General features: G+C 61.2%; 23 protein-coding genes. 17 read left to right on the top strand and 6 right to left on the bottom strand.

The features are described 5' to 3' along the window. Positions 1 to 96 precede the first annotated feature (96 nt). The 4 genes from ilvA to RAE04_RS01260 are packed head-to-tail and all read left to right on the top strand — an operon-like array spanning position 97 to position 2,635. Positions 97 to 1,365, top strand: a complete 1,269-nt coding sequence (gene ilvA / locus RAE04_RS01275; protein ID WP_317026149.1) for a threonine ammonia-lyase IlvA — start codon at positions 97 to 99, stop codon at positions 1,363 to 1,365. Beyond that, entirely contained in the window at positions 1,365 to 2,003 is a 639-nt protein-coding gene (locus tag RAE04_RS01270) for a YigZ family protein (protein ID WP_317026148.1), read from the top strand. The genes ilvA and RAE04_RS01270 overlap by 1 nt, the downstream gene beginning before the upstream one ends. A gap of 2 nt (positions 2,004 to 2,005) precedes the next feature. Next, positions 2,006 to 2,245, top strand: coding sequence for a hypothetical protein (locus tag RAE04_RS01265; protein ID WP_225746746.1), 240 nt, complete (start codon positions 2,006 to 2,008; stop codon positions 2,243 to 2,245). Further along, a complete protein-coding gene (locus tag RAE04_RS01260; protein WP_005324575.1) occupies positions 2,246 to 2,635 on the top strand; it encodes an RNA-binding S4 domain-containing protein in 390 nt (129 codons plus the stop codon). A 21-nt stretch (positions 2,636 to 2,656) separates the two neighbouring features. Here the strand turns inward: RAE04_RS01260 and RAE04_RS01255 are convergent, their stop codons facing one another. The 5 genes from RAE04_RS01255 to RAE04_RS01235 form a co-directional block, all read right to left on the bottom strand. After that, on the bottom strand, positions 2,657 to 3,655 hold the full coding sequence (locus RAE04_RS01255; protein ID WP_269953133.1) for a GTP pyrophosphokinase family protein: 999 nt from the start codon (positions 3,653 to 3,655) through the stop codon (positions 2,657 to 2,659). Between the two features lie 10 nt (positions 3,656 to 3,665). Next, complete coding sequence (locus RAE04_RS01250; RefSeq protein WP_005328828.1) at positions 3,666 to 4,283, bottom strand: hypothetical protein; 618 nt, start codon at positions 4,281 to 4,283, stop codon at positions 3,666 to 3,668. An 80-nt stretch (positions 4,284 to 4,363) separates the two neighbouring features. Next, complete coding sequence (locus tag RAE04_RS01245; protein ID WP_317026147.1) at positions 4,364 to 5,695, bottom strand: exonuclease domain-containing protein; 1,332 nt, start codon at positions 5,693 to 5,695, stop codon at positions 4,364 to 4,366. Between the two features lie 13 nt (positions 5,696 to 5,708). Beyond that, positions 5,709 to 7,907 (bottom strand): glycogen debranching protein GlgX, encoded by a 2,199-nt coding sequence (glgX, locus tag RAE04_RS01240; RefSeq protein WP_284836303.1) that lies wholly within the window; start codon positions 7,905 to 7,907, stop codon positions 5,709 to 5,711. A gap of 21 nt (positions 7,908 to 7,928) precedes the next feature. Further along, the gene (locus RAE04_RS01235) at positions 7,929 to 8,468 is read right to left on the bottom strand and encodes a TetR family transcriptional regulator (RefSeq protein ID WP_317026146.1); all 540 of its coding nucleotides are present in this window, start codon (positions 8,466 to 8,468) and stop codon (positions 7,929 to 7,931) included. A gap of 162 nt (positions 8,469 to 8,630) precedes the next feature. Between RAE04_RS01235 and RAE04_RS01230 the strand changes: the two genes are divergently transcribed. Together RAE04_RS01230 and RAE04_RS01225 are read left to right on the top strand one after the other, a co-directional pair. Continuing rightward, complete coding sequence (locus RAE04_RS01230) at positions 8,631 to 9,419, top strand: hypothetical protein (RefSeq protein WP_317026145.1); 789 nt, start codon at positions 8,631 to 8,633, stop codon at positions 9,417 to 9,419. 1 nt (position 9,420) lies between these two features. Beyond that, complete coding sequence (locus RAE04_RS01225) at positions 9,421 to 9,906, top strand: hypothetical protein (protein WP_284791567.1); 486 nt, start codon at positions 9,421 to 9,423, stop codon at positions 9,904 to 9,906. A gap of 9 nt (positions 9,907 to 9,915) precedes the next feature. Here RAE04_RS01225 and RAE04_RS01220 read toward each other — a convergent pair whose 3' ends face one another. Beyond that, on the bottom strand, positions 9,916 to 10,812 hold the full coding sequence (locus RAE04_RS01220) for a YbjN domain-containing protein (protein ID WP_317026144.1): 897 nt from the start codon (positions 10,810 to 10,812) through the stop codon (positions 9,916 to 9,918). Between the two features lie 126 nt (positions 10,813 to 10,938). Between RAE04_RS01220 and hisD the strand changes: the two genes are divergently transcribed. Genes hisD through RAE04_RS01165 form a run of 11 tightly spaced genes read left to right on the top strand, consistent with a single transcriptional unit; the run spans position 10,939 to position 19,419 of the window. Beyond that, entirely contained in the window at positions 10,939 to 12,249 is a 1,311-nt protein-coding gene (hisD, locus tag RAE04_RS01215) for a histidinol dehydrogenase (protein WP_317026143.1), read from the top strand. Beyond that, the gene (locus tag RAE04_RS01210; protein ID WP_317026142.1) at positions 12,250 to 13,380 is read left to right on the top strand and encodes a histidinol-phosphate transaminase; all 1,131 of its coding nucleotides are present in this window, start codon (positions 12,250 to 12,252) and stop codon (positions 13,378 to 13,380) included. Beyond that, entirely contained in the window at positions 13,377 to 13,979 is a 603-nt protein-coding gene (gene hisB, locus RAE04_RS01205; protein WP_317026141.1) for an imidazoleglycerol-phosphate dehydratase HisB, read from the top strand. Before RAE04_RS01210 ends, hisB begins: the two co-directional genes overlap by 4 nt. 5 nt (positions 13,980 to 13,984) lie before the next feature. Next, positions 13,985 to 14,152, top strand: a complete 168-nt coding sequence (locus RAE04_RS01200; RefSeq protein WP_005324605.1) for a hypothetical protein — start codon at positions 13,985 to 13,987, stop codon at positions 14,150 to 14,152. Then, positions 14,149 to 15,399, top strand: a complete 1,251-nt coding sequence (locus RAE04_RS01195; protein ID WP_317026140.1) for an MFS transporter — start codon at positions 14,149 to 14,151, stop codon at positions 15,397 to 15,399. The genes RAE04_RS01200 and RAE04_RS01195 overlap by 4 nt, the downstream gene beginning before the upstream one ends. 3 nt (positions 15,400 to 15,402) lie before the next feature. Beyond that, positions 15,403 to 16,035, top strand: coding sequence for an imidazole glycerol phosphate synthase subunit HisH (gene hisH / locus RAE04_RS01190; RefSeq protein WP_317026139.1), 633 nt, complete (start codon positions 15,403 to 15,405; stop codon positions 16,033 to 16,035). A gap of 14 nt (positions 16,036 to 16,049) precedes the next feature. Then, positions 16,050 to 16,838 carry a bifunctional 1-(5-phosphoribosyl)-5-((5-phosphoribosylamino)methylideneamino)imidazole-4-carboxamide isomerase/phosphoribosylanthranilate isomerase PriA gene (gene priA, locus RAE04_RS01185; RefSeq protein WP_317026138.1) on the top strand — a complete coding sequence of 263 codons (789 nt, stop codon included), beginning with the start codon at positions 16,050 to 16,052 and terminating at the stop codon, positions 16,836 to 16,838. Between the two features lie 3 nt (positions 16,839 to 16,841). Further along, complete coding sequence (locus RAE04_RS01180) at positions 16,842 to 17,624, top strand: inositol monophosphatase (protein WP_317026137.1); 783 nt, start codon at positions 16,842 to 16,844, stop codon at positions 17,622 to 17,624. A 30-nt stretch (positions 17,625 to 17,654) separates the two neighbouring features. Next, positions 17,655 to 18,425 (top strand): imidazole glycerol phosphate synthase subunit HisF, encoded by a 771-nt coding sequence (hisF, locus tag RAE04_RS01175; protein WP_317026136.1) that lies wholly within the window; start codon positions 17,655 to 17,657, stop codon positions 18,423 to 18,425. After that, positions 18,422 to 18,784, top strand: a complete 363-nt coding sequence (gene hisI / locus RAE04_RS01170; RefSeq protein ID WP_198491661.1) for a phosphoribosyl-AMP cyclohydrolase — start codon at positions 18,422 to 18,424, stop codon at positions 18,782 to 18,784. The genes hisF and hisI overlap by 4 nt, the downstream gene beginning before the upstream one ends. Then, the gene (locus tag RAE04_RS01165) at positions 18,781 to 19,419 is read left to right on the top strand and encodes a TIGR02234 family membrane protein (RefSeq protein WP_317026135.1); all 639 of its coding nucleotides are present in this window, start codon (positions 18,781 to 18,783) and stop codon (positions 19,417 to 19,419) included. Before hisI ends, RAE04_RS01165 begins: the two co-directional genes overlap by 4 nt. The last annotated feature ends 84 nt before the right edge of the window (positions 19,420 to 19,503 follow it).

Here is a 19,503-nt window from a genome sequence, read left to right as displayed (position 1 = left end):
TATTCCTTTCTTGTGGTTATGTCCACTATTGCTGATGGAGGTAACGGTGCAACTAAAGGACAGTGAATTTCCAGTGAATGGGTAGACTGTCAAGACATGACTGATTCGACCATCCATGCATCCGATATCCAGCAGGCGCAGGCGCGGATTAGCTCGGAAATCGCCCCGACTCCGCTGCAGTACTGCGCCCGGTTGTCGGCCGAGACGGGCTGCGAGGTCTATCTCAAGCGGGAGGATCTGCAGGACGTGCGCTCCTATAAGATTCGCGGCGCGTTAAACGGTATGTCGAATGTTCCCCAGGAAGAGCGCGGCCGGGGAATTGTTACGGCGTCGGCCGGCAATCATGCGCAAGGCGTGGCCTATGCCTGCCGCACGATGGGCATAGCCGGCAAGATTTTTGTGCCGGAGCCTACGCCGATGCAAAAGCGCGACCGCATCCTGGTCCATGGCGGCGACCAGGTGGAGCTGGTGGTGGTCGGCGCCAACTTCGATGAAGCAGCCGCGGCTGCGCATGCCGACGCCGCCGAGCGCGACGCCACCTTCATCGAGCCCTTCGACGCCCGCGATACCATCACCGGACAAGGCACGGTCGCGGCGGAGGTTCTGGCGCAGCTTTCGGCCAAGGGCAAGTCTCTCGATACCATCGTCGTTCCTGTGGGAGGCGGTGGCCTGATTTCCGGCATCACCTCTTACGTGGCGGATATGGCACCGCACACCCGGGTGGTGGGCATGGAACCGGAAGGGGCGGCGTCGCTAAGAGCGGCGTTTGACCACGGCGGCCCGGTCACGCTGGAGGAGGTCGACCCCTTCGTCGATGGCGCGGCCGTAAAGCGCTTGGGCGCGCTGCCCTATGAGATTTTGCAGGCCAATCGCGAGCGCCTGAGCTTTGACACCGTGTCCGAGGGCGCGGTGTGTACGGACCTGCTCAACCTGTATCAAAACGAGGGCATCATTGCGGAGCCGGCCGGTGCACTGTCGGTGGCGGGTTTGCACCAATTGGACCTGGAACCAGGCTCGACGGTGGTGTGCGTGATTTCTGGCGGCAATAACGATGTGCTGCGTTATGCCGAGATCATGGAGCGCTCTTTGGTCCACCGCGGCTTGAAGCATTATTTCCTAGTGAACTTCCCCCAGGAGCCGGGCCAGCTGCGCCACTTCTTGCAAGAGATTTTGGGCCCGACCGATGACATCACGCTCTTTGAGTACTTAAAGCGCAATAACCGCGAGACGGGCGCTGCGCTGGTGGGCCTGCAGCTTAGCCGCGCTGAGGACCTCGATGGCCTGCTAAAGCGCATGGGAGAATCCAAGATTTCGGTGCAGTACCTCAAGCCCGGCACCCCCGAGTACGAATTCCTCGTGGCCTAATGCAGGATTCTTATCGTCGCCCAGTGGGCCAGGTTGAACACGAAATTGAAATTAAGCGATCCCGGTTTATTACCTTGATCGGCCGCGTGACCAACGAGGAAGAAGCTCGCGCGTTTATCGACGCCGCCCGCAGCCGCTTTCCCGATGCCCGCCACCACTGCTCCGCCTACGTCTTTCACGTCGACGGTGCGAACCCGGTGGAGCGCTCTTCCGATGACGGCGAGCCCTCCGGAACGGCTGGAAAGCCGATGCTGGACGTGGTGAAGGGGTCCGGCATGCTCGATGTATGCGCGGTGGTCGTGCGTTACTTCGGCGGCATCAAGCTGGGGGCCGGCGGGCTGGTGCATGCCTATGGCGGCGCGGTGAGCGAGGCCATGGAGAAGGTGCGCGCGGTAACCAGGGCGCGTCGGGAGCTTTATGCGGTGGAGTGTCCGCATGCGACGGCCGGGCGCGTGGAAGCGGACCTGCGCGGGCGCGGCTATGAGATAACCGATACCGCGTATGCGGCGGCGGTGACCTTTACGCTGGCCGTGCGCCCAGGCGGGCTGGATGAGCTGGAAGCTACGCTGGCAGCGATCTCGCAGGGCCAGCTGGAAGCGGCAGAGGCCGGCAGCGCGTGGGTTGAGGTAGGATCCTGACCATGAGTATGCAGCAACGACCGAATAACCCCATTGCGCAGCGCAAGCAGCAGGTGCGCAAGCACTCCCGCAACGCCGTCGTATGCGTGGCCGGCGGCATCGGTGTGGGCGTAGTGCTCGGCGTGCTTTCGGCTAACTTCTGGGCTTGGATGCTACTTGGTGCCATCGTTGCCGTCGCAGGTGGCGGCTATAACTGGCTGAAGATCCAGAAAATCGTCAACGAGAACCACAACCAGTACTAAATGCCGGCACCGCAACCTAGCGGCCGCCCCGTCAGGATTGATGCCTGGGTGTGGGCCGTTCGTATGTTTAAAACCCGGTCCGCGGCCGCGACCGCCGTGCGCGCTGGGCACGTGAAGATCAATGGCGAGGCCGTCAAGCCTTCCCAACAGGTGGTGCCGGGCGACCGCGTGCGCGTATGGCGCAACCACCACGAGCATGACCTCGAGGTTTTAGCGACCGTCGCCAAGCGCGTGGGCGCGCCCGTCGCGCGTACCTGCTATACGGACCACGCGCCACCGCCGCCGCCCAAGGAGTTTCTGCCGTCGGTTCCCGTGCGCCCGCGCGGTGCCGGTCGGCCGACGAAGAAGGAACGCCGTGATATGGAGAAATTCCGCGGCGGTTTCCGGTAAGTTGCCGAAAATCCTGCGCGGCTAGTGGGCGGCGCGTAGCGCTTTCAGGCGCGCAGTAAGCCGCCGCTTGCGGCCCGGGCGGTCGCCGGATTCGGCGGTGGCCTCGATGTGTTGCTTGCCAAACTTGTTGAGCAGGAGGTCGTCGATAAGCCGCACCTGGCCGGGGCGGAAACGGTAGCGCATGGCGTCGTGGACGTGGGCAATGGCGGTATCATCCAGCAGCTGCTCAAGCTGGCCTAAGTGGCGCACGCCGTTTTGCTCCAGTAGCTCCGCCAGGAATCGGTAGTGCTCCGAACGCGAGAGCGGGAAGCGGTTGCCCAAAATGATGGCGAGTACGCCCGGGAGGGTCTCGGCGGTAAGCTCGACGTCCTTGTCGGTTTCTGTATCGGGGGCCTTGAGGGCGGCTATCTCATCGAATTGCTGGTCGGCGAGCTCGATGAGCCCCGCGGCCAAGGTAAAGAGGCGGTCCACCTCCGGCGAGGGTGGGTTCGGTCCCTGCTTATAGCGGATATCGTGCTCAAACTCCGCCCACGCGTGCTGCAGGACGGTGCGAATCTGCACCTCAAAGGTCCAGCCGACATAGTTCGCCAGTTCTTCCATCGCGACGGCGCTATCCTCGGTCACGGTGAGCACCAAGTGGTGGGAACCATAGCCGAAACCTCCCGAAATGCGAGTTTCGGCCGCCTTGTCTACGGAGCGCTCCACGTGGAAAGACTCCCCAAAGACGTTGAGCGCTTGGGGGATGGCGGTGGAGTGATACACCGTCACGCGCACGCCCATCACATCGTGGATCTCTTGCCAGGGCTGGGGATAGACGAAATCGCCGTTCTCGCGGCGCTTTTTGGCCTTCGCCTTCAGCGAGGGCCAGGTTTTGACGCGGGTAGAGACGCGGTCGAAGATGATGCCGGCGTCATTGAGGAGGTCCTCGATGGCGGTCCGGAAGTCCACCGCGGCGGTGGGGTGGCTGCGCGTCCAGTCATGGTACTGGTTGCTCAGTCGCGACATCCTACTTTCCGGCATAGTGCTCCTTTCATAACTCCCGCGGGAATCCGTTAGACCATACTAGCGGGCGTGGGTGGAGCACGGTGCGATGGCGGGGCACGCGCGCGACGGCATCGGCGGCCAGCTGACGGGCATAGGTGTCCGGCAGGTGGGCAAAGGCAAAGAGCGTGGCGGAGTCCGGCACTAGGTAGGTCAGCGAATGGGAACGCAGCAGGCGACGCATGTGCTTGTCCAGCACGGTAAAGGTCTCCGGGTGGGCAATCCAGGAAGAAATCGGCGCGCCGTGGGAGCGGACCTGTAGGCCGCCGAAACGGGCGGCGGAAGGGAGTTCGCAGGCGGCGGGGCGGGTCCAAAAGCGCAGCCCTTGCGAATCGAGGGCGGCGCGCTGCAGGTTATGGGAAGCATGGTTCCATGCTCGGCGCGCGGAGATATCCATGTCTGCGAGGCCGCGGTGGCTGAGCCGGCGAAAGGTCTGCTTGCCAGGAAAGACCAGCGCCATGGACAGGCTGGGGGAGAGCTGGATGGTGGCGAGGGAGTCGCAGAAGCCGTCGTCAGAAAGCCGCTGTTCTTTCAGCCAGGAACGGGCAAAGAGCGCAGGCAGCAGGTTTGCGGTGGTGGGACGAGGCGGGCGCAGGGCGACGGTCACGGCGGGTTCTCCAGTGTGGCGGTAGGGTGCGGTCGCCTTTATTGGACTGGAGAAACCGCCGTTTGGTTCCCCGGTTGGGCCTAGAAGGGCGGCTCGGCGTCGAGTTGCAGCTCGGCAAAGAGCTTATCGGCCGGCCAGATGGCGATTTCTTGGCCCTTGGCCTGCAGTTCCTCCGCGCGCTTTTCCTTGGAGGTTTTCTTGGCCCATTCGCCCACGATGAGCAGGGTGGACTTTTTGGTGACGTTCTTTGCCACTTGGCCGCCGCGCTCGGCGATGCCCTGCCACAGCACGCCCTTGTCATAGGGTTCGAAATCGCCGGTGAGGGTGACGTGCTGTCCGTAGAGTGCGCCTTCCGGGTCGGCGTCGGGGTTCGGCTCTGGGATCGTGTCCGGGGTGGCTACGGATTGCCACGGGGCGGGCCGGCGAGACTTCTTCTGTGCGGAGCCGGCCGCACGGGTTTGGTCGCGGAAGTCGGTCCCAGCGCCGAGATCCGCGCCGGAGGTGGGGGCGGTGTGGGCACGCAGAACTGGCAGGATAGCCTCGGCATCGAGACGTCCCAAGGTGAATTCGCGTGCGGTGAATAGGTCGCGGATGCTGCCGGTGTGCCCGAAGCGCTCGGCCAAGCGGGCGATGATTTCGCCGGCCGCGCGGGCATCTTCGGTGGCGTCGTGGTGGCTGAAGTCCGGCGCGGACAGGTGGGCGGCGACGGTGGGCAGCTTGTGGTTGCGCACCGAAATAACCTTGGCCTTGGAAGCATCGCGGGACAGCGCGAGGGAGCAGGCCAGCGGCACGGTGGGCACCTCGGCGCCGGCGGAAAGCAGGCCGGAGCGCAGGGCGGTGGAATCGAACTGGGCGTTGTGCGCGACAAGCACGTCGCCGCCGAGGAAATCGAAGAGCTCCTTGGCGGCATCGGCAAATGCCGGCGCTCCTTGCACATTGTCCGCGTTAATGCCGTGGATGGAGACGTTGATGTCCGCGAAGTGCTCGAGGCCTGGTGGAGGGGTGCACAGCCAGGACCGGGAGGCGGTCTCCTGACCATCGCGGAAGCGCACCGCGCCGATTTGGCAGATAGAGCCCCAGTTATCGTTGGCCGTTTCCACGTCCACGGCGGTGAAATCAAGGCCGGGGATGGTGGCGGCGGAGGAGGGTGCTTCGCCGCGCTGTGCGGCGGAAATGGCGCAGGCGACGGCCTGCGGGTCTTGGTGCGGGGCGAAGGCTATAGTGCCGGCGGCGCCCAAGTCGAGGGCGCCGAAGCCGGTGGGGGTCGGTTCACTCACACGCACGGTGTCGATGGACTCAAGCGGGATATCCTGCGTGGTGGGGGCACCGAGGCTGGTGGCCAGCAGGGTGCGGTGAAGCACGAGTTTATCCGCTGTGACATCGATGAGTGCGCCGTGCGCGGGAAATGACACGAGGGGCCTTTCTTTAGGAATCGAAGATGGGCGGTTCAATCTGACGCAGAATCAGCGTTGAACGCGGCTGCACCGTGATCGTACCCTCTGCCTCAATGAGGGTTTCCTCCGCGGGGTAGCCACCGGAATCGGCGGTATCGACCATCAGCCGCCACGTAGCGCCGAGATCCTTGGTGGGCAGGGTGAACTCGATTTCGCCGTCGTGAGAGTTGAAGATCATGATGAAGGAATCATCGGTGATGCGCTCGCCGCGGGCGGTGGTTTCCGTAATCGCATTGCCATTGAGGTAGACCATGAGGGCGCGGCCGAAGTCGTGGTCCCAGTCGTCCTGGGTCATCAGGCGGCCCGAAGGAACCAGCCAGGCGATATCGCGTTCCTGGACATCCGCGCCGAGCGGGCCGCCGGCGAGGAAGCGCTTGCGGCGGAAGACGGGGTGGTGGTTGCGAATGGACAGCACGCGCTTGGTAAAGCCCAGCATCGCGGCGGATTTTTCTTCCTCCAGCATGGACCAGTCCATCCACGACAGCTCGTTGTCTTGGCAGTAGACGTTATTATTGCCGTCCTGCGTACGGCCGAATTCATCGCCATGCGAGAGCATAGGAGTGCCCTGGGAAAGCAGGAGAGTGGTCAGGAAGTTGCGCACTTGGCGACGGCGTAGCTTGCGGATTTCATCATTATCGGTGGGGCCTTCTTCACCGCAGTTCCAGGAGCGGTTGAAGGATTCGCCATCGCGGTTATCTTCGCCATTGGCCTCGTTGTGCTTGTCGTTATAGGAAACAAGATCGCGCAAAGTAAAGCCGTCGTGGGCGGTGATGAAATTGATGGAGGCGGTGGGGCGGCGGTCATTATCGGCATAAAGATCTGAAGAGCCGGTCAGACGGGAGGCGAATTCACCTAGGGTAGCGGGCTCGCCGCGCCAGAAGTCGCGCACGGTATCGCGGTACTTGCCGTTCCATTCGCTCCAAATGGGCGGGAAGTTGCCCACCTGGTAACCATCGTGGCCGATGTCCCAAGGCTCGGCAATGAGCTTAACCTGGCTGACAATGGGGTCTTGCTGGACTAGGTCGAAGAAGGTGGCGAGCTTGTCGACGTCGTCAAGCTCCCGCGCCAACGTTGCCGCCAGGTCGAAGCGGAAACCATCGACGCGCATCTCCGTGACCCAGTAGCGCAGCGAATCCATAATGAGCTGCAGCGAGTGTGGGTGGCGGACATTGAGGGAATTGCCCGTGCCGGTGTAGTCCATGTAATGGGCTTCATCGCCCTCGACGAGGCGATAGTACGCGCCATTGTCGATGCCGCGGAAAGCAATGGTCGGACCCATGTGATTGCCCTCGGCGGTGTGGTTATAAACCACATCGAGGATGACCTCGATTCCGGCCTCGTGGAAGGCGCGCACCATGGTCTTGAACTCGGAAACCACCTCGCCCGGCTTCTTGGCAAAGGCATAGTCATGGTGTGGGGCGAAAAAGCCGAAGGTGTTATAGCCCCAGTAGTTGCGCAGGCCCAAGTTGCGCAGGCGATCGTCCTGCAGGAATTGGTGGACGGGCATGAGCTCGACGGTGGTAACGCCAAGCTCTTTAAAGTAGTTAATGACGGCAGGGTGGGCCATGCCGGCGTACGTGCCGCGCAGCTCTTCCGGTACGTCCGGATGGGTCATGGTCATGCCCTTGACATGGGTTTCATAGATGACCTTTTGATTATCGGGAATATGGGGGCGGTGGTCGCTGCGCCAGTCAAAGAAGGGGTTAATCACCACAGACAACATGGTGTGGCCTAGCGAGTCTTCTTCGTTGCGGCCGGTGCCGGGTTCTTCGGCGTGGATGTCATAGGAGTAGAGGGAGGCATCGCCGTCGAATTCGCCGTCGAACGCCCGGGCATAGGGGTCTACAAGGAGCTTGGAAGGGTCGCAGCGCAGGCCGTTTTCTGGTTCATAGGGGCCATAGACGCGGTAGCCGTAGCGCTGGCCAGGGGTGACGTTGGGGAGGTAAATATGCCACACATGGGCGGTGACCTCCGACATTTCGATGCGCTCCTCGTTGCCTTCTTTGTCGATGAGGCAGAGCTCGACCTTGTCTGCTACCTCGGAAAACAGAGCAAAGTTGGTGCCGGATCCGTCAAAGGTGGATCCCAGTGGGGTGGGTTTGCCGGGCCAGATTTGGCGGCCGTAGCGCTCGGTGGGCGTGGGGACTGCGTCCATGGCGGGAGTGTTCATGCCCACGAGCATAACCGCTTTTTAGGTGCCGGCGCCGTGCGTAAGTCCAGCGTTAATAATGCGCACGCCGCGTAGGAGGTCTGCGCGATAATCTGTGGCCGGAGACTCACCGGTGGTTTCTGCAAGCTGGCGTTGGGATTGTTCCATTAAGGTGGCGCCGAGCACGAGGTGAATGGCGGAGAGCGCGGCGGCGCGGTGGGCGCTGGTGGTAGCGAGGGTGCTGCGCGTGGCAGCAGCGGTGAAGGCCGTCATGAGGTGGTCCCAGGCAGGGGCCTGCGGGAGGGAGAGGCCGGCAATGACTACCTCGGCGCCGTCGCGGCGGGCGAGCAGTAAATCACGAAGATTGAGGCTGATATCCTCGAGCGACTCCCCAGAAACGGGGGAGATAATTTCCTCCGCTAGGGCTGCAATGAGCGCTTGTTTATTGGCAATGTGCCAGTAGAGCGCGCCGGGGGCGACGCCGAGGGAGGAAGCAACGCGGCGCATGGTGACGTCGCCAAGCCCGTAGGCATCAAGCAGGGAAAGAGCGGCGTCGATAATACTCTCGCGGTTTATGTGCACCTTGGCAATTGTACGGACTTGGCCGGGAGACGGTAGTTCACAGGTTCTTTTAACGGAGTCTCAATGTCATTTCCATCGTCGGGTTGTTAGTATTGCGAAGACAAATAAGAGGCCGCCCTTGGGGTGGCTTCACATTCGCAAGATTGATTCAGGAGCTTTCCCTTGTCCTTTTTGACCCCTGCAAAGAAGTCCCTCATCGCAGTTGCGCTGGTCACCCCGCTGGCGCTAGCTGCGTGTGGTTCGGATGACAATGACGACTCCAAGAAGGCGGCCGCCACCACGGCATCCAAGTCTTCTGAGGATAAGTCTGCAGATAAATCCGAGGACAAAGATGCCGATAAGTCCGAGGATAAGGACAAGGAAAAAGAAAAGGATCGGAATAAGGACGGCGAAAACAAGGACGCCGCTGCGGGTGCAGAAGGCCAGGAGGGCGAGGACGGTGCTGGCGAGGGTCCCGATCAGCTGGCTAACCCGCTGAACAATGGTGAGGATCCTTTCGCGGGAGCGAAGGACATCAAGCCGATTGAGGGCGGCCAGAATGCTAATGATGCCGATAAGCAGGCCATCGAGCAGCTGGTCCGTGGTCAGCATGAGATCGACAATGTGAAGGAATACTTCAACTACATGCCGCAGCACGCCTGCCAGGCGGTGCGCGATGAGCAGTCCCAGGAGTTCGGCCAGTACCAGCAGTACGTCGATAGCCTGCCGAACCAGTCCTTTGCCGAGTACGCCAACACTATGCGCCAGCAGGGCGGCGGCAACAGCGAAGTGGAGAAGTTCGCTAGCCAGTTGGAGTCCATCCCGCAGTCGACCAAGCTGCAGTCCGTCAACGACGTTGTGGTCAATGGCGACGATGCTTCTGCAACCGTGAGCGTGTCCAACTCTGAGGGCACTGAGACCTCTACGGTCCGCTTCCGTCGCGAGAATGGCAACTGGACCTTCTGTAACTAAGTTGTCTTTGTTAAAGCGTCGGTTACCCCGCACCCTAGGCTTCGGTGCGGGGTTACTCGCGTGTGCGCTCCTCGTTTACGGCGTGGCCGGTGCGCTGTGGGGGATTTTCCGGCCGACGCTCACCGGCCATGAGGTAGATGACGGCGGTTATGCCATCGATGCGATGGGAAGCGTTCAGTTCATCGCCTTTATTACCTTTGCCCTCATTACTGGCCTGCTTGGGTTGTTCTTGGGGTTGGGCGCGTATTTGCGCCGGCAGGGGCGGGGCTTGTCGATGCTCTTGTGGGTCGGCGTGTGTGCCCTGGCTGGGGCGGCGTCGTTTTATGTATTTGGCGGGGTCACTGCCACGCATCCACCAGAAAACCCAGGGGAAGTCGTAGAGTTTGCGCCGAATTTCTCCCCAGCCATCTCGTGGGCGGTGGCGCCCTTTATGGCGATGTTTGCCTATTGGTCCACGGCGTTTGTGAGTGCCGATGAAGATTGGTGATGTGCGCGTCTAAGGCCATTCGACGGGGGAGGCGCCGGTTACTTCGTGCGCGATGTCATCGATGCCGTGCAGGATGTGCTTGAGCCCACGGCCGATGGCGCTAAATAGTTGCGGACGGGTAAGTCCCGCGGCGGTAATAGTGGCGGCATCCATCCGCACTTGCAGGCCCTCGGAGGTGTGGTGGCAAAATGCCACGGCGCCGTGGTGGGCGCGATTCCAGTCATTGCAAATGAGGAATAGCCGGGTAAATTCCGCCTCGTCCAGACTGGGGTCCCAATGCCCTTTGATAATGAGGCTGGGCCCGTTGTCCAGTGCAAAGGCGAAAAGAACATCATTGACCCAGGCGTAGATGGCGGTGGCGCCGTCGCTTTGGAAGCGCTGGATCCCAATAAGCGGTAGGAGCCCGGCCAGGCTATCGAGGGTGAAGGGCTCCAAGGGGGCGTCGGCAAGCGGGGCAAGCTCCGGTGAGGCTTCGCGCACGAGGCCAGGATGGGATTGGGCGAGCAGATCCATGAGGACCTCCGCGTTGCGCAGTGCCGGTAGGAGGAACGCTGCAAGCTGTTCGCGGCTGGGGGAGGTATCGGCCGGCAGATAGCTGTGCCCGGACACGCTCACGCAGTCAGGCTGGTCATAATCAACCACGACGACCGGGGAGATGCAATCGTGATTCCACTCGTTGGCCAAGTACGCGAGCTCGGAGATCTCGCTGAGATCGACGCCGCCGCGGGGGCTGGTGTGCAGGTGGAGCACCGGTTCTTCCATCTGGTCTACAAAGATGAAGGTGGAGCCGCCTGCCGCATGTGGAACGAGTAGCTCGCCAGTAGGCAGGGCCCAGCAGGACACGTCATTATCGCGGGCAATGGTCCGGGCATGCGAGAGCAGAAGAGAGGGTTCAGTTTCGCTCATCGCTGCCACCACCTTAAAGCTGTGTTGACATCGAGTCTATAGCCCAAACCGGCCCCCTCGCTGGCGTTTGACCATTAGGATATTGGTTTAATAACAGAAATCCGATAGGGAGAAGAGGAACCGGGAATGCTTCGCACCATCGATCTGCGTGGCCAAGAGCTGCGCCCCGCCCAGTTGCGGCGAGTTTTACCGCGCGGTGGCACCGACGTCGCCGCCGTGGTGGACAAGGTGGCGCCGCTGGTTCATCGAGTACGCCAAGAAGGCGCTGCGGCCGCCTTGGACTATGGCGAGCAATTCGATGGCGTGCGCCCAGCCCATCTGCGGGTGCCCCAAGCGGAGTTGGAGAGGGCCGCTTCCGAACTAGACCCGCAGGTGCGCCAAGCGATTGAGGTCTCCATCGAGAGGGTCCGCAAGGTTCACGCCGAGCAAAAACCGGCCGCGCACACCACCGAGCTAGCACCAGGTGCCACGGTGACCGAGGTCTTTCGCCCCATTGAGCGCGTCGGACTATACGTGCCGGGAGGCAAGGCGGTCTATCCGTCCTCGGTGATTATGAATGCCGTGCCAGCGCAGGCGGCCGGCGCGGAAAGCTTGGTGGTAGCCTCGCCGCCACAAAAAGAATTCGGCGGTCTGCCGCACCCCACGGTGCTGGCCGTGTGCCAGATGCTGGGCGTGGATGAGGTCTGGGCGGTAGGAGGCGGCCAGGCCGTCGCGCTGATGGCCTACGGAGATGATGACGCCGGACTAGCCCCAGTGGACATGATTACCGGCCCTGGAAATATCTTCGTCACCGCGGCCAAGCGGTTGGTGCGCGGCGTGGTGGGTACTGATGCTGAGGCCGGGCCGACCGAAATCGCCATTATCGCTGATGACACTGCGAATCCGGTGTATGTGGCCTATGACCTTATCTCCCAGGCTGAGCATGATCCGATGGCCGCGAGTGTGCTCATTACGGCTTCGCCAAACCTAGCTCAGCGTGTGAATGCCGAGGTAGAAGCGCGCTACAGCGCCACCGCAAATGCGCAGCGAGCGGCCGAAGCCCTAGGCGGCGAGCAATCCGGAATTGTGCTGGTCGATTCCTTGGATGTAGCGGTGGCGGTGGCCAATGCCTATGCTGCTGAGCACTTGGAGATCCACACCGCAGAGCCCGGCGCGGTGGCCGAGCGGATTAAGCACGCCGGTGCCATCTTTGTAGGGGACTTTGCTCCAGTGCCGCTCGGAGATTACGCAGCCGGCTCCAATCACGTATTGCCCACCTCCGGTACGGCGCGCTTTTCTGCCGGCCTTTCTACCCATACCTTTATGCGGCCGGTCAACCTTATTGAGTATGACCGAGCTGCGTTGGAAGAAATTGCCCCGCACGTTATCGCTTTTGCGGAGGCCGAGGGGCTGCCTGCCCACGGTGAGGCTATCCGCGCCCGATTCGAGGAGAATTAAATGACGCACTTGAATGATCTTCCCCTGCGCGAGGAGCTGCGCGGCAAGTCTGCCTATGGGGCGCCGCAACTCCACGTGGCCTACCAGCTCAATACCAACGAAAATCCTTATCCTCCCTCGCAGGCACTAGTGGATGACTTGGTGGCGGAGACCCAGCGCCTTGCCACCACACTCAATCGCTATCCGGAGCGCGATGCGGTGGAGCTGCGCCAATCCTTGGCGGACTACGTATCTGAACAAACCGGCGTGCGCGTGGGCTATGCGCAGGTGTGGGCGGCCAATGGCTCGAATGAGATTTTGCAGCAGCTGTTGCAGGCATTCGGCGGTCCAGGCCGCAGCGTGCTCGGTTTCACCCCGTCTTATTCCATGCACCCTATCCTCGCGGATGGGACTCACACGCAGTTTCTGGAGTGCCCGCGCGATGAGAATTTCCGCATTGATATGGACCGGGCGCTCGCAGATGTGGCGCAGCACCAGCCGGATATCATCTTTGTGACTACGCCGAATAACCCCACCGGTGGGGTGACCAGCGTGGACGATATTGCCGCGCTTGCCGACGCCGCCCCGGGCATCCTCATCGTCGATGAAGCTTATGGCGAATTTTCTTCCTCGCCATCTGCGGTAACGCTGCTGGAGAAATACCCCACGAAGCTGGTGGTCTCGCGCACCATGTCTAAGGCCTTCGATTTTGCCGGCGGCCGCCTCGGTTATTTCGTGGCGGACCCGGCCTTTGTGGAAGCCGTGATGCTGGTGCGGCTGCCGTATCACCTTTCCGTGCTATCCCAAGCAGCGGCGACGGTGGCACTGCGCCATAGTGCGGATACGCTCGCCACCGTGGAAAAGATTGCCGCCGAGCGCAAGCGGGTGGCCACTCGCTTGCGCAAACTGGGCTATACCGTCCTGCCTAGCGAATCCAATTTCCTCTTCTTCGGCCGTTTTGCTGACCAACACCGCGTGTGGCAACAGTTCTTGGATAAGGAAGTGCTTATTCGCGATGTTGGCATCGCAGGCCACCTGCGCATGACCGTGGGGCTGCCAGAAGAAAATTCGGCCTTTTTGGCCGTAGCCGAGGACCTTGCGGATACAGTAGTGGCTGATTTCCCGGTCGCAGGAGAAAGGAGCGAAGCATGAGCAACCGCGTAGGACGCGCCCAGCGGGCGACGTCGGAATCGCAGATTTCTGTGGTCATCGACCTCGATGGCACGGGACAAAGCGATATTTCCACCGGACTGCCTTTCTTTGACCACATGCTCACAGCCTTTGCTACTCATGGCAGCTTTGATCTCACCGTGCAAGCTGAGGGCGATGTGGAGGTAGATGCCCACCACACTGTGGAAGATACCGCCATCGTGCTCGGCACCGCGCTGCGTAAGGCGGTGGGGGATAAGGCCGGCATTCGCCGCTTTGGCTCCCAGCTTTTGCCCATGGATGAAGCCTTAGTGGAAGCGGTGGTGGATTTTTCTGGGCGCGCCTATTTTGTAATGAACGGCGAACCAGAACACCTGCAGTGGCAGACCATCGGGGGACATTACGCCACGGTGATCAACCGCCACTTCTTTGAAACGCTCGCCACCCACGCTGCGGTAACGCTCCACCTCAACGTGCGCTATGGTCGCGATCCGCATCACATTACGGAAGCGGAGTTTAAAGCCGTAGCGCGTGCGCTGCGCGGCGCAGTGGAATTCGATCCGCGCCAGACTGGCATTCCTTCGACGAAGGGAGCACTCTAGAACGCATGCATTTTATGATCTTGGTCCTCTTCCTCGTCGCCGGCATGTTGGTGGGCGGTGCGTGGTCTGCCTACCAACAGGGATCGAAGGCAATGACAGTAGTAGCCTCTTTATTGGCCGCAATCACCGTGGTGGCAGCAATCTCGTGGATGGTAGGAGCGTTTGGTAAATGAGCAATACCCAAGAAACTAATATCTGGAAGGTTCCGGGTTATACCGCGACCATGTTGGCCATCGCCGCAGCCTTCGGTGCTTGGTCCATCCTCCTTCCAGTGGTGCCGCTAGCGGTTATTGACTCCGGCGGCTCAGCTACCTTGGCGGGCTCATCCACGGGCATCTTCATGGCCTTCACCGTGCTTACCCAGATCATCTCCCCGTGGCTCCTACGCCGGTGGGGCTACCGCCGCGTGATGGCACTGTCCGCTTTTACCCTGGGCGTACCTGCCTTTGGCCACCTCTTGGGTACCGATGCTTGGGTTGTCCTACTCTTTTCTGCTCTGCGCGGCGTGGGCTTTGGCGCGCTGACCGTTTCTGAGTCCGCGCTCATTGCGGAACTGGCGCCGGTACGCTTGCTGGGCAAGGCCACCGGCATGATTGGTGTTTTCACTGGCCTGGGCCAAATGGTCTTTTTGCCACTGGGATTGACCATGGCGGAAAAGCTGGGTTATGCCTCGACGTATATCACCGCCGGAGTCATTGGGTTCGTGGGCTTTGGTCTGTGCCTGCGCATTCCCAAGATCAAGGTCACGCTCGCCTCTGATACCGAAGAAGAGCCGAACCTTATCCGCGTTCCTACGTGGAAGCTAGTGCTTGTTCCGGCGCTGGCGCTAACGACGTTTTCTATGAGCTATGGCGCCGTATCATCCTTCCTGCCGCCGGCGGTACAAGAACTCGATGCAGAGCGCGGCGCCAGCTTGGCCGGCATCATGCTGTCCATTGTGGGCGGCGCCGCCATGATTTTCCGCTACCTCGCGGGCATGGTGGCAGACCGCGTAGGCACTCCCGGCCGGCTCTACATCCCCGGGCAGGTAATGGCTATCGTGGGCGTGCTTGCCATTGCCGTTCCTCTTTATCTCGATGGTTCCGTATGGTGGCTCGTGCTTGGTGCCTTCCTGTTCGGTGGCGCATTCGGTATTGCCCAAAATGAGGCGCTGCTGTCCATGTTTGATCGCCTGCCGCGCGAGCGGGTCTCGGAGGCTTCTGCCATCTGGAATATCTTCTATGACGGCGGCACCGGCTTGGGCTCGACCCTCTTGGGTGCCTTGGTTGCCGGCTACGGCTATGCGGGGGCTTTTGGGGCCGGCGTGGTCATCCTCGTCGTAGGCGTTGTGATGACGTCGGCAGATTTTGTCCTTGGGCGCACCCGCGTGAGCGAAACCAACGATATCCGGACGCGTCTGCGTCGCATGCGTAAGGTATAGCCCATGACAAAGACGGTCGCATTATTGGATTATGGCGCGGGCAATGTGCGCTCAGCTCAGCACGCGCTGGAGCGGGTGGGCGCGGACGTCACCGTTACCGCGGACCCCAAGGAAGCGGTGGAAGCGGACGGTCTGCTTGTCCCTGGGGTGGGTGCCTTTGCTGCCTGCATACGTGGGCTACGGGCGGTGCAGGGCCCTCGGGTCATCGGCCAGCGCTTGGCCGGAGAGCGGCCGGTGTTGGGCATTTGCGTAGGCATGCAGGTGCTTTTCGACGCCGGAGTGGAACACAACATCAACTCCATCGGTTGCGGCGAGTGGCCCGGCACCGTGGAAAAGTTGCACTCTACGGTGCTGCCGCACATGGGGTGGAATACCGTGGAAGTACCCGTCGGCAGCGATATGTTTGCCGGACTACCGGAAGACGAACGTTTCTACTTCGTACATTCCTACGGCGTTCGCCGTTGGGAATTGGAAACGGAAATTACCCGTCCGCCGCAGGTGAGCTGGGCGGAGCACGCGGGCGATAGGTTCGTCGCGGCGGTAGAAAACGGTGCCCTGTGGGCGACTCAATTCCACCCTGAAAAATCCGGGGACGCCGGTGCTCAGCTTTTGGAAAACTGGATGCGCACGCTCTAGGTAGGATGAAGAATATGACTTTTACGCTTTTGCCAGCAGTCGATGTATCTCAAGGCCAAGCCGTGCGCTTGGATAAAGGCGAAGCAGGCACCGAGACCTCGTATGGTTCCCCGCGCGATGCCGCACAAAAGTGGCAGTCCCAGGGTGCGCACTGGTTGCATTTTGTGGATTTGGATGCGGCTTTCGGCCGGGGCTCCAACCACGAGGAAATGGCGATGATTACTCGAGATCTAGGGGTAAATGTGGAGCTTAGCGGCGGCATTCGGGACGATGCCGCGGTGGAGCGCGCGCTGGCTACCGGTGCGCAGCGCATTAGTATCGGCACGGCTGCTCTTGAGCGGCCGGAATGGATCGAGGACATCCTCGCGCGCTACGGAGATAAGGTCCTCGTGGACCTTGCCGTGCGCGAAGATGGCGGCGAGTGGCGCACCGCCGGCAATGGTTGGGTCTCCGATGGCGGCGACCTGTGGGAGGTACTCGAGCGCCTCGATGCCGCCGGATGCCAGCGCTTTGTGGTGACAGACGTATCTAAAGATGGCACGCTCACCGGACCTAATATTGAGCTCCTGCGCGAGGTAGCGATGGCGACGGAGGCAAAAATCACCGCCTCCGGTGGCATTTCTAGCGTGGAAGACCTGCGCGAGCTCGCGCTTTATGTAAATGAGGGTATCGATTCCGCCATTATTGGCAAGGCCCTGTACGAGGGGAATTTCACCCTCGACGAAGCACTCGCTGCGGTGGCCGAGGTAGAGCCGCTGCCGGCAGAAGAAACCATTGACCCTTTCGACCCTGAGGACAACTAAGTCATGATGGAACCCCGCGAGTTGGTGGCCTTCGCGGAGGCGGCCGTAGACCAAGTAGAACCCATTTTTCGCTCCGGCCTCGGAGCTGCGCCCGCCCGATTTAAGGGACAGGGAGATTTTGCCACCGAGGTAGATCTCGTCATCGAGCAACAGCTGCGCGATATCTTGACCCAGATGACCGGCATCCCGGTCTATGGAGAAGAATCAGGCGGCAGCGTGCTCGATACCGTGTGGGTGGTAGATCCGATCGATGGCACCGCAAACTACTCTGCCGGAAACCCCATGGCCGGCATCTTGGTGGCACTCATTCATGAGGGTGCGCCCGTTGCCGCGGTATCTGACTTCCCGCTTTTGGAACGCCGTCTGGTCACCTGCGATGGCGCCCCACTGCGCTCGGTAGGCGGGCCAACCACTGGCTTCGGCGGAGGGGACGATGCGATGGGATTTGATGAAGCACGCGGCCACGTGGGGTGCTCTTCGCACCTGCCCACTGAAATTTTCCACGAGCTGCGCGAGACCGGATTGCGCCCGCGAATGACCGGTTCTGTGGGGCTTGATAATGCCTTCGTCGCGCAGGGTGTGTTCGATGGCGCGATTAACTTCTCTCCGCACCCATGGGATAACGCCGCGGGAGCACTGCAAATTCAGGCCGCTGGAGGCGTTGTCACCGATCCGGAAGGCAATTCGTGGACTGCGCAGTCGCGCGGCATGGTGGCAGGTACCCCGCAGGTTCATGCCACCATCGTGGATATCCTTTCTCGTCATACCGGTACTTTTCACCGCTAAAATTCACATCTTAAAAAGGAGGCGGCCGCCATGGCTGTAGCCGTACGCGTGATCCCCTGCCTAGACGTAGACCAAGGCCGCGTGGTCAAGGGGATCAACTTTGACAACCTGCGTGATGCCGGCGATCCAGTGGAGCTGGCCGCGCGTTATGACGCCCTAGGAGCCGATGAGCTTACCTTCTTGGATGTCTCTGCTTCTAAGCAAGGCCGCTCCACCATGCTCGAGGTCGTACGCCGCACTGCGGACCAGGTATTCATCCCATTGACGGTGGGTGGCGGAGTTCGCAGCGTTGATGACGTCCGAGAATTATTGCGCGCCGGGGCAGATAAGGTCTCTGTAAATACTGCGGCCATTAAGAATCCGGAACTGCTGCGCGAAATGGCTGAGATCTTCGGGGCCCAATGCATCGTGCTGTCCGTTGATGCCCGCCGGTGCCACGAAGAGTATGCGCCATCCGGCTTTGAGGTCACCACGCACGGCGGTACGGAATCGGCCGGGATCGACGCCATCGAATGGGCACGCCGCGGCGAAGAACTCGGCGTAGGGGAGATCCTCCTTAACTCGATGGATGGCGACGGCACAAAGGAAGGGTTTGACCTTGAATTGCTGCGCGCCGTGCGCGCAGCGGTGATCATTCCCGTTATCGCCTCTGGCGGCGCGGGAAACGCCGCAGACTTCCCACCGGCAGTTGCAGCCGGCGCCGATGCCGTCTTGGCAGCAAGCATTTTTCACTTCGGTGAGGTAGAAATCAGCGATGTGAAAGAGGATCTAGACGCTGCGGGCTACGAGGTGCGCCGATGAGTAGCCCGGGCGACTTTGAACTTAACGGGGACATCGCCAAGCAGCTCAAGCGCAATGACCAAGGCTTGGTGCCGGCCATTGCCCAGGCTGAGTCTGGTGAGGTGCTGATGCTCGCCTGGATGGATGACCACGCTTTGGCCCATACCCTCGCTACTCGCAAGGCAACGTATTTTTCGCGCTCGCGCAATGAATATTGGGTCAAGGGAGAAACTTCTGGAAATACCCAAGAGGTGCTGGGCGTTCGCCTTGACTGCGATGGAGATACTATTCTGCTGACCGTGCGGCAGCGCGGCGGCGCCTGCCATACCGGTGACCGCACGTGCTTTGACGCCACCGATCTCCTAGGAGGGCAATCGTGAAGGCTAGACGCCTTGGACCACTACTTATCGCTGTAGGAGCCATCGTATTGTGGCTGTCCTCCCGTGCTACGTGGGTGGTAGCCTCCAGCGAGGACGACAAGGCCGGCTCCGCGGCCAATGACATCATCGGCTCGGCCTGGTCGCTGGAAATCATGGCCTTGACCCTGGTTCTGGTAGCCGGTGCCGTCGCGGGGATGGCGCTGCGGCGCGTCGGTAGGCGAGTGGTGGGCATTGTGTGCGCCCTCGCTGCGGCGGCTAGTGCATGGACCCCGGTGAGCCTGCTGACTGCGGGCGCGGACGCCGAGCGTGCGCAGAAGATCTTGCAGGGAGCCTCGGCCAATGAAAACGCTGTTGACTCTGCCCAGATTTCTGACTGGGCCACGGTCGTTTCCACCGAGGTGCATTCCCTGGGACCAATTCTGGCCCTAATAGGTGCGGCAGCGGCCCTATTCGGTGCGGTCATGCTTGCGCGCAATCCAGGCGTGGATAAGGCGAAGGCGTCTAGCAAATACGAAACCCCGGCGGCACGGCAGGCAAAGTTGGAGGAGGATTTGGAAACCTCTTCCGACTCTGGCCGCGTGATGTGGGACGCCCTTGATAGTGATATCGATCCCACTGATATGGGCAAAAATTAGCCCCGTTTCCTGTGTAATTTCCGGAACGGCACGCGAGCGGGTTAACCTAAGTGTGATTTTAATCGCCCGTGGAGGGAGGTGCTG

The organism is Corynebacterium sp. CTNIH16 (genome assembly GCF_032821655.1).
Classification (GTDB): domain Bacteria; phylum Actinomycetota; class Actinomycetes; order Mycobacteriales; family Mycobacteriaceae; genus Corynebacterium; species Corynebacterium marquesiae.
Note: the sequence above shows the minus strand (reverse complement) of the source record. Positions and strands in the feature narration are given on the sequence as shown.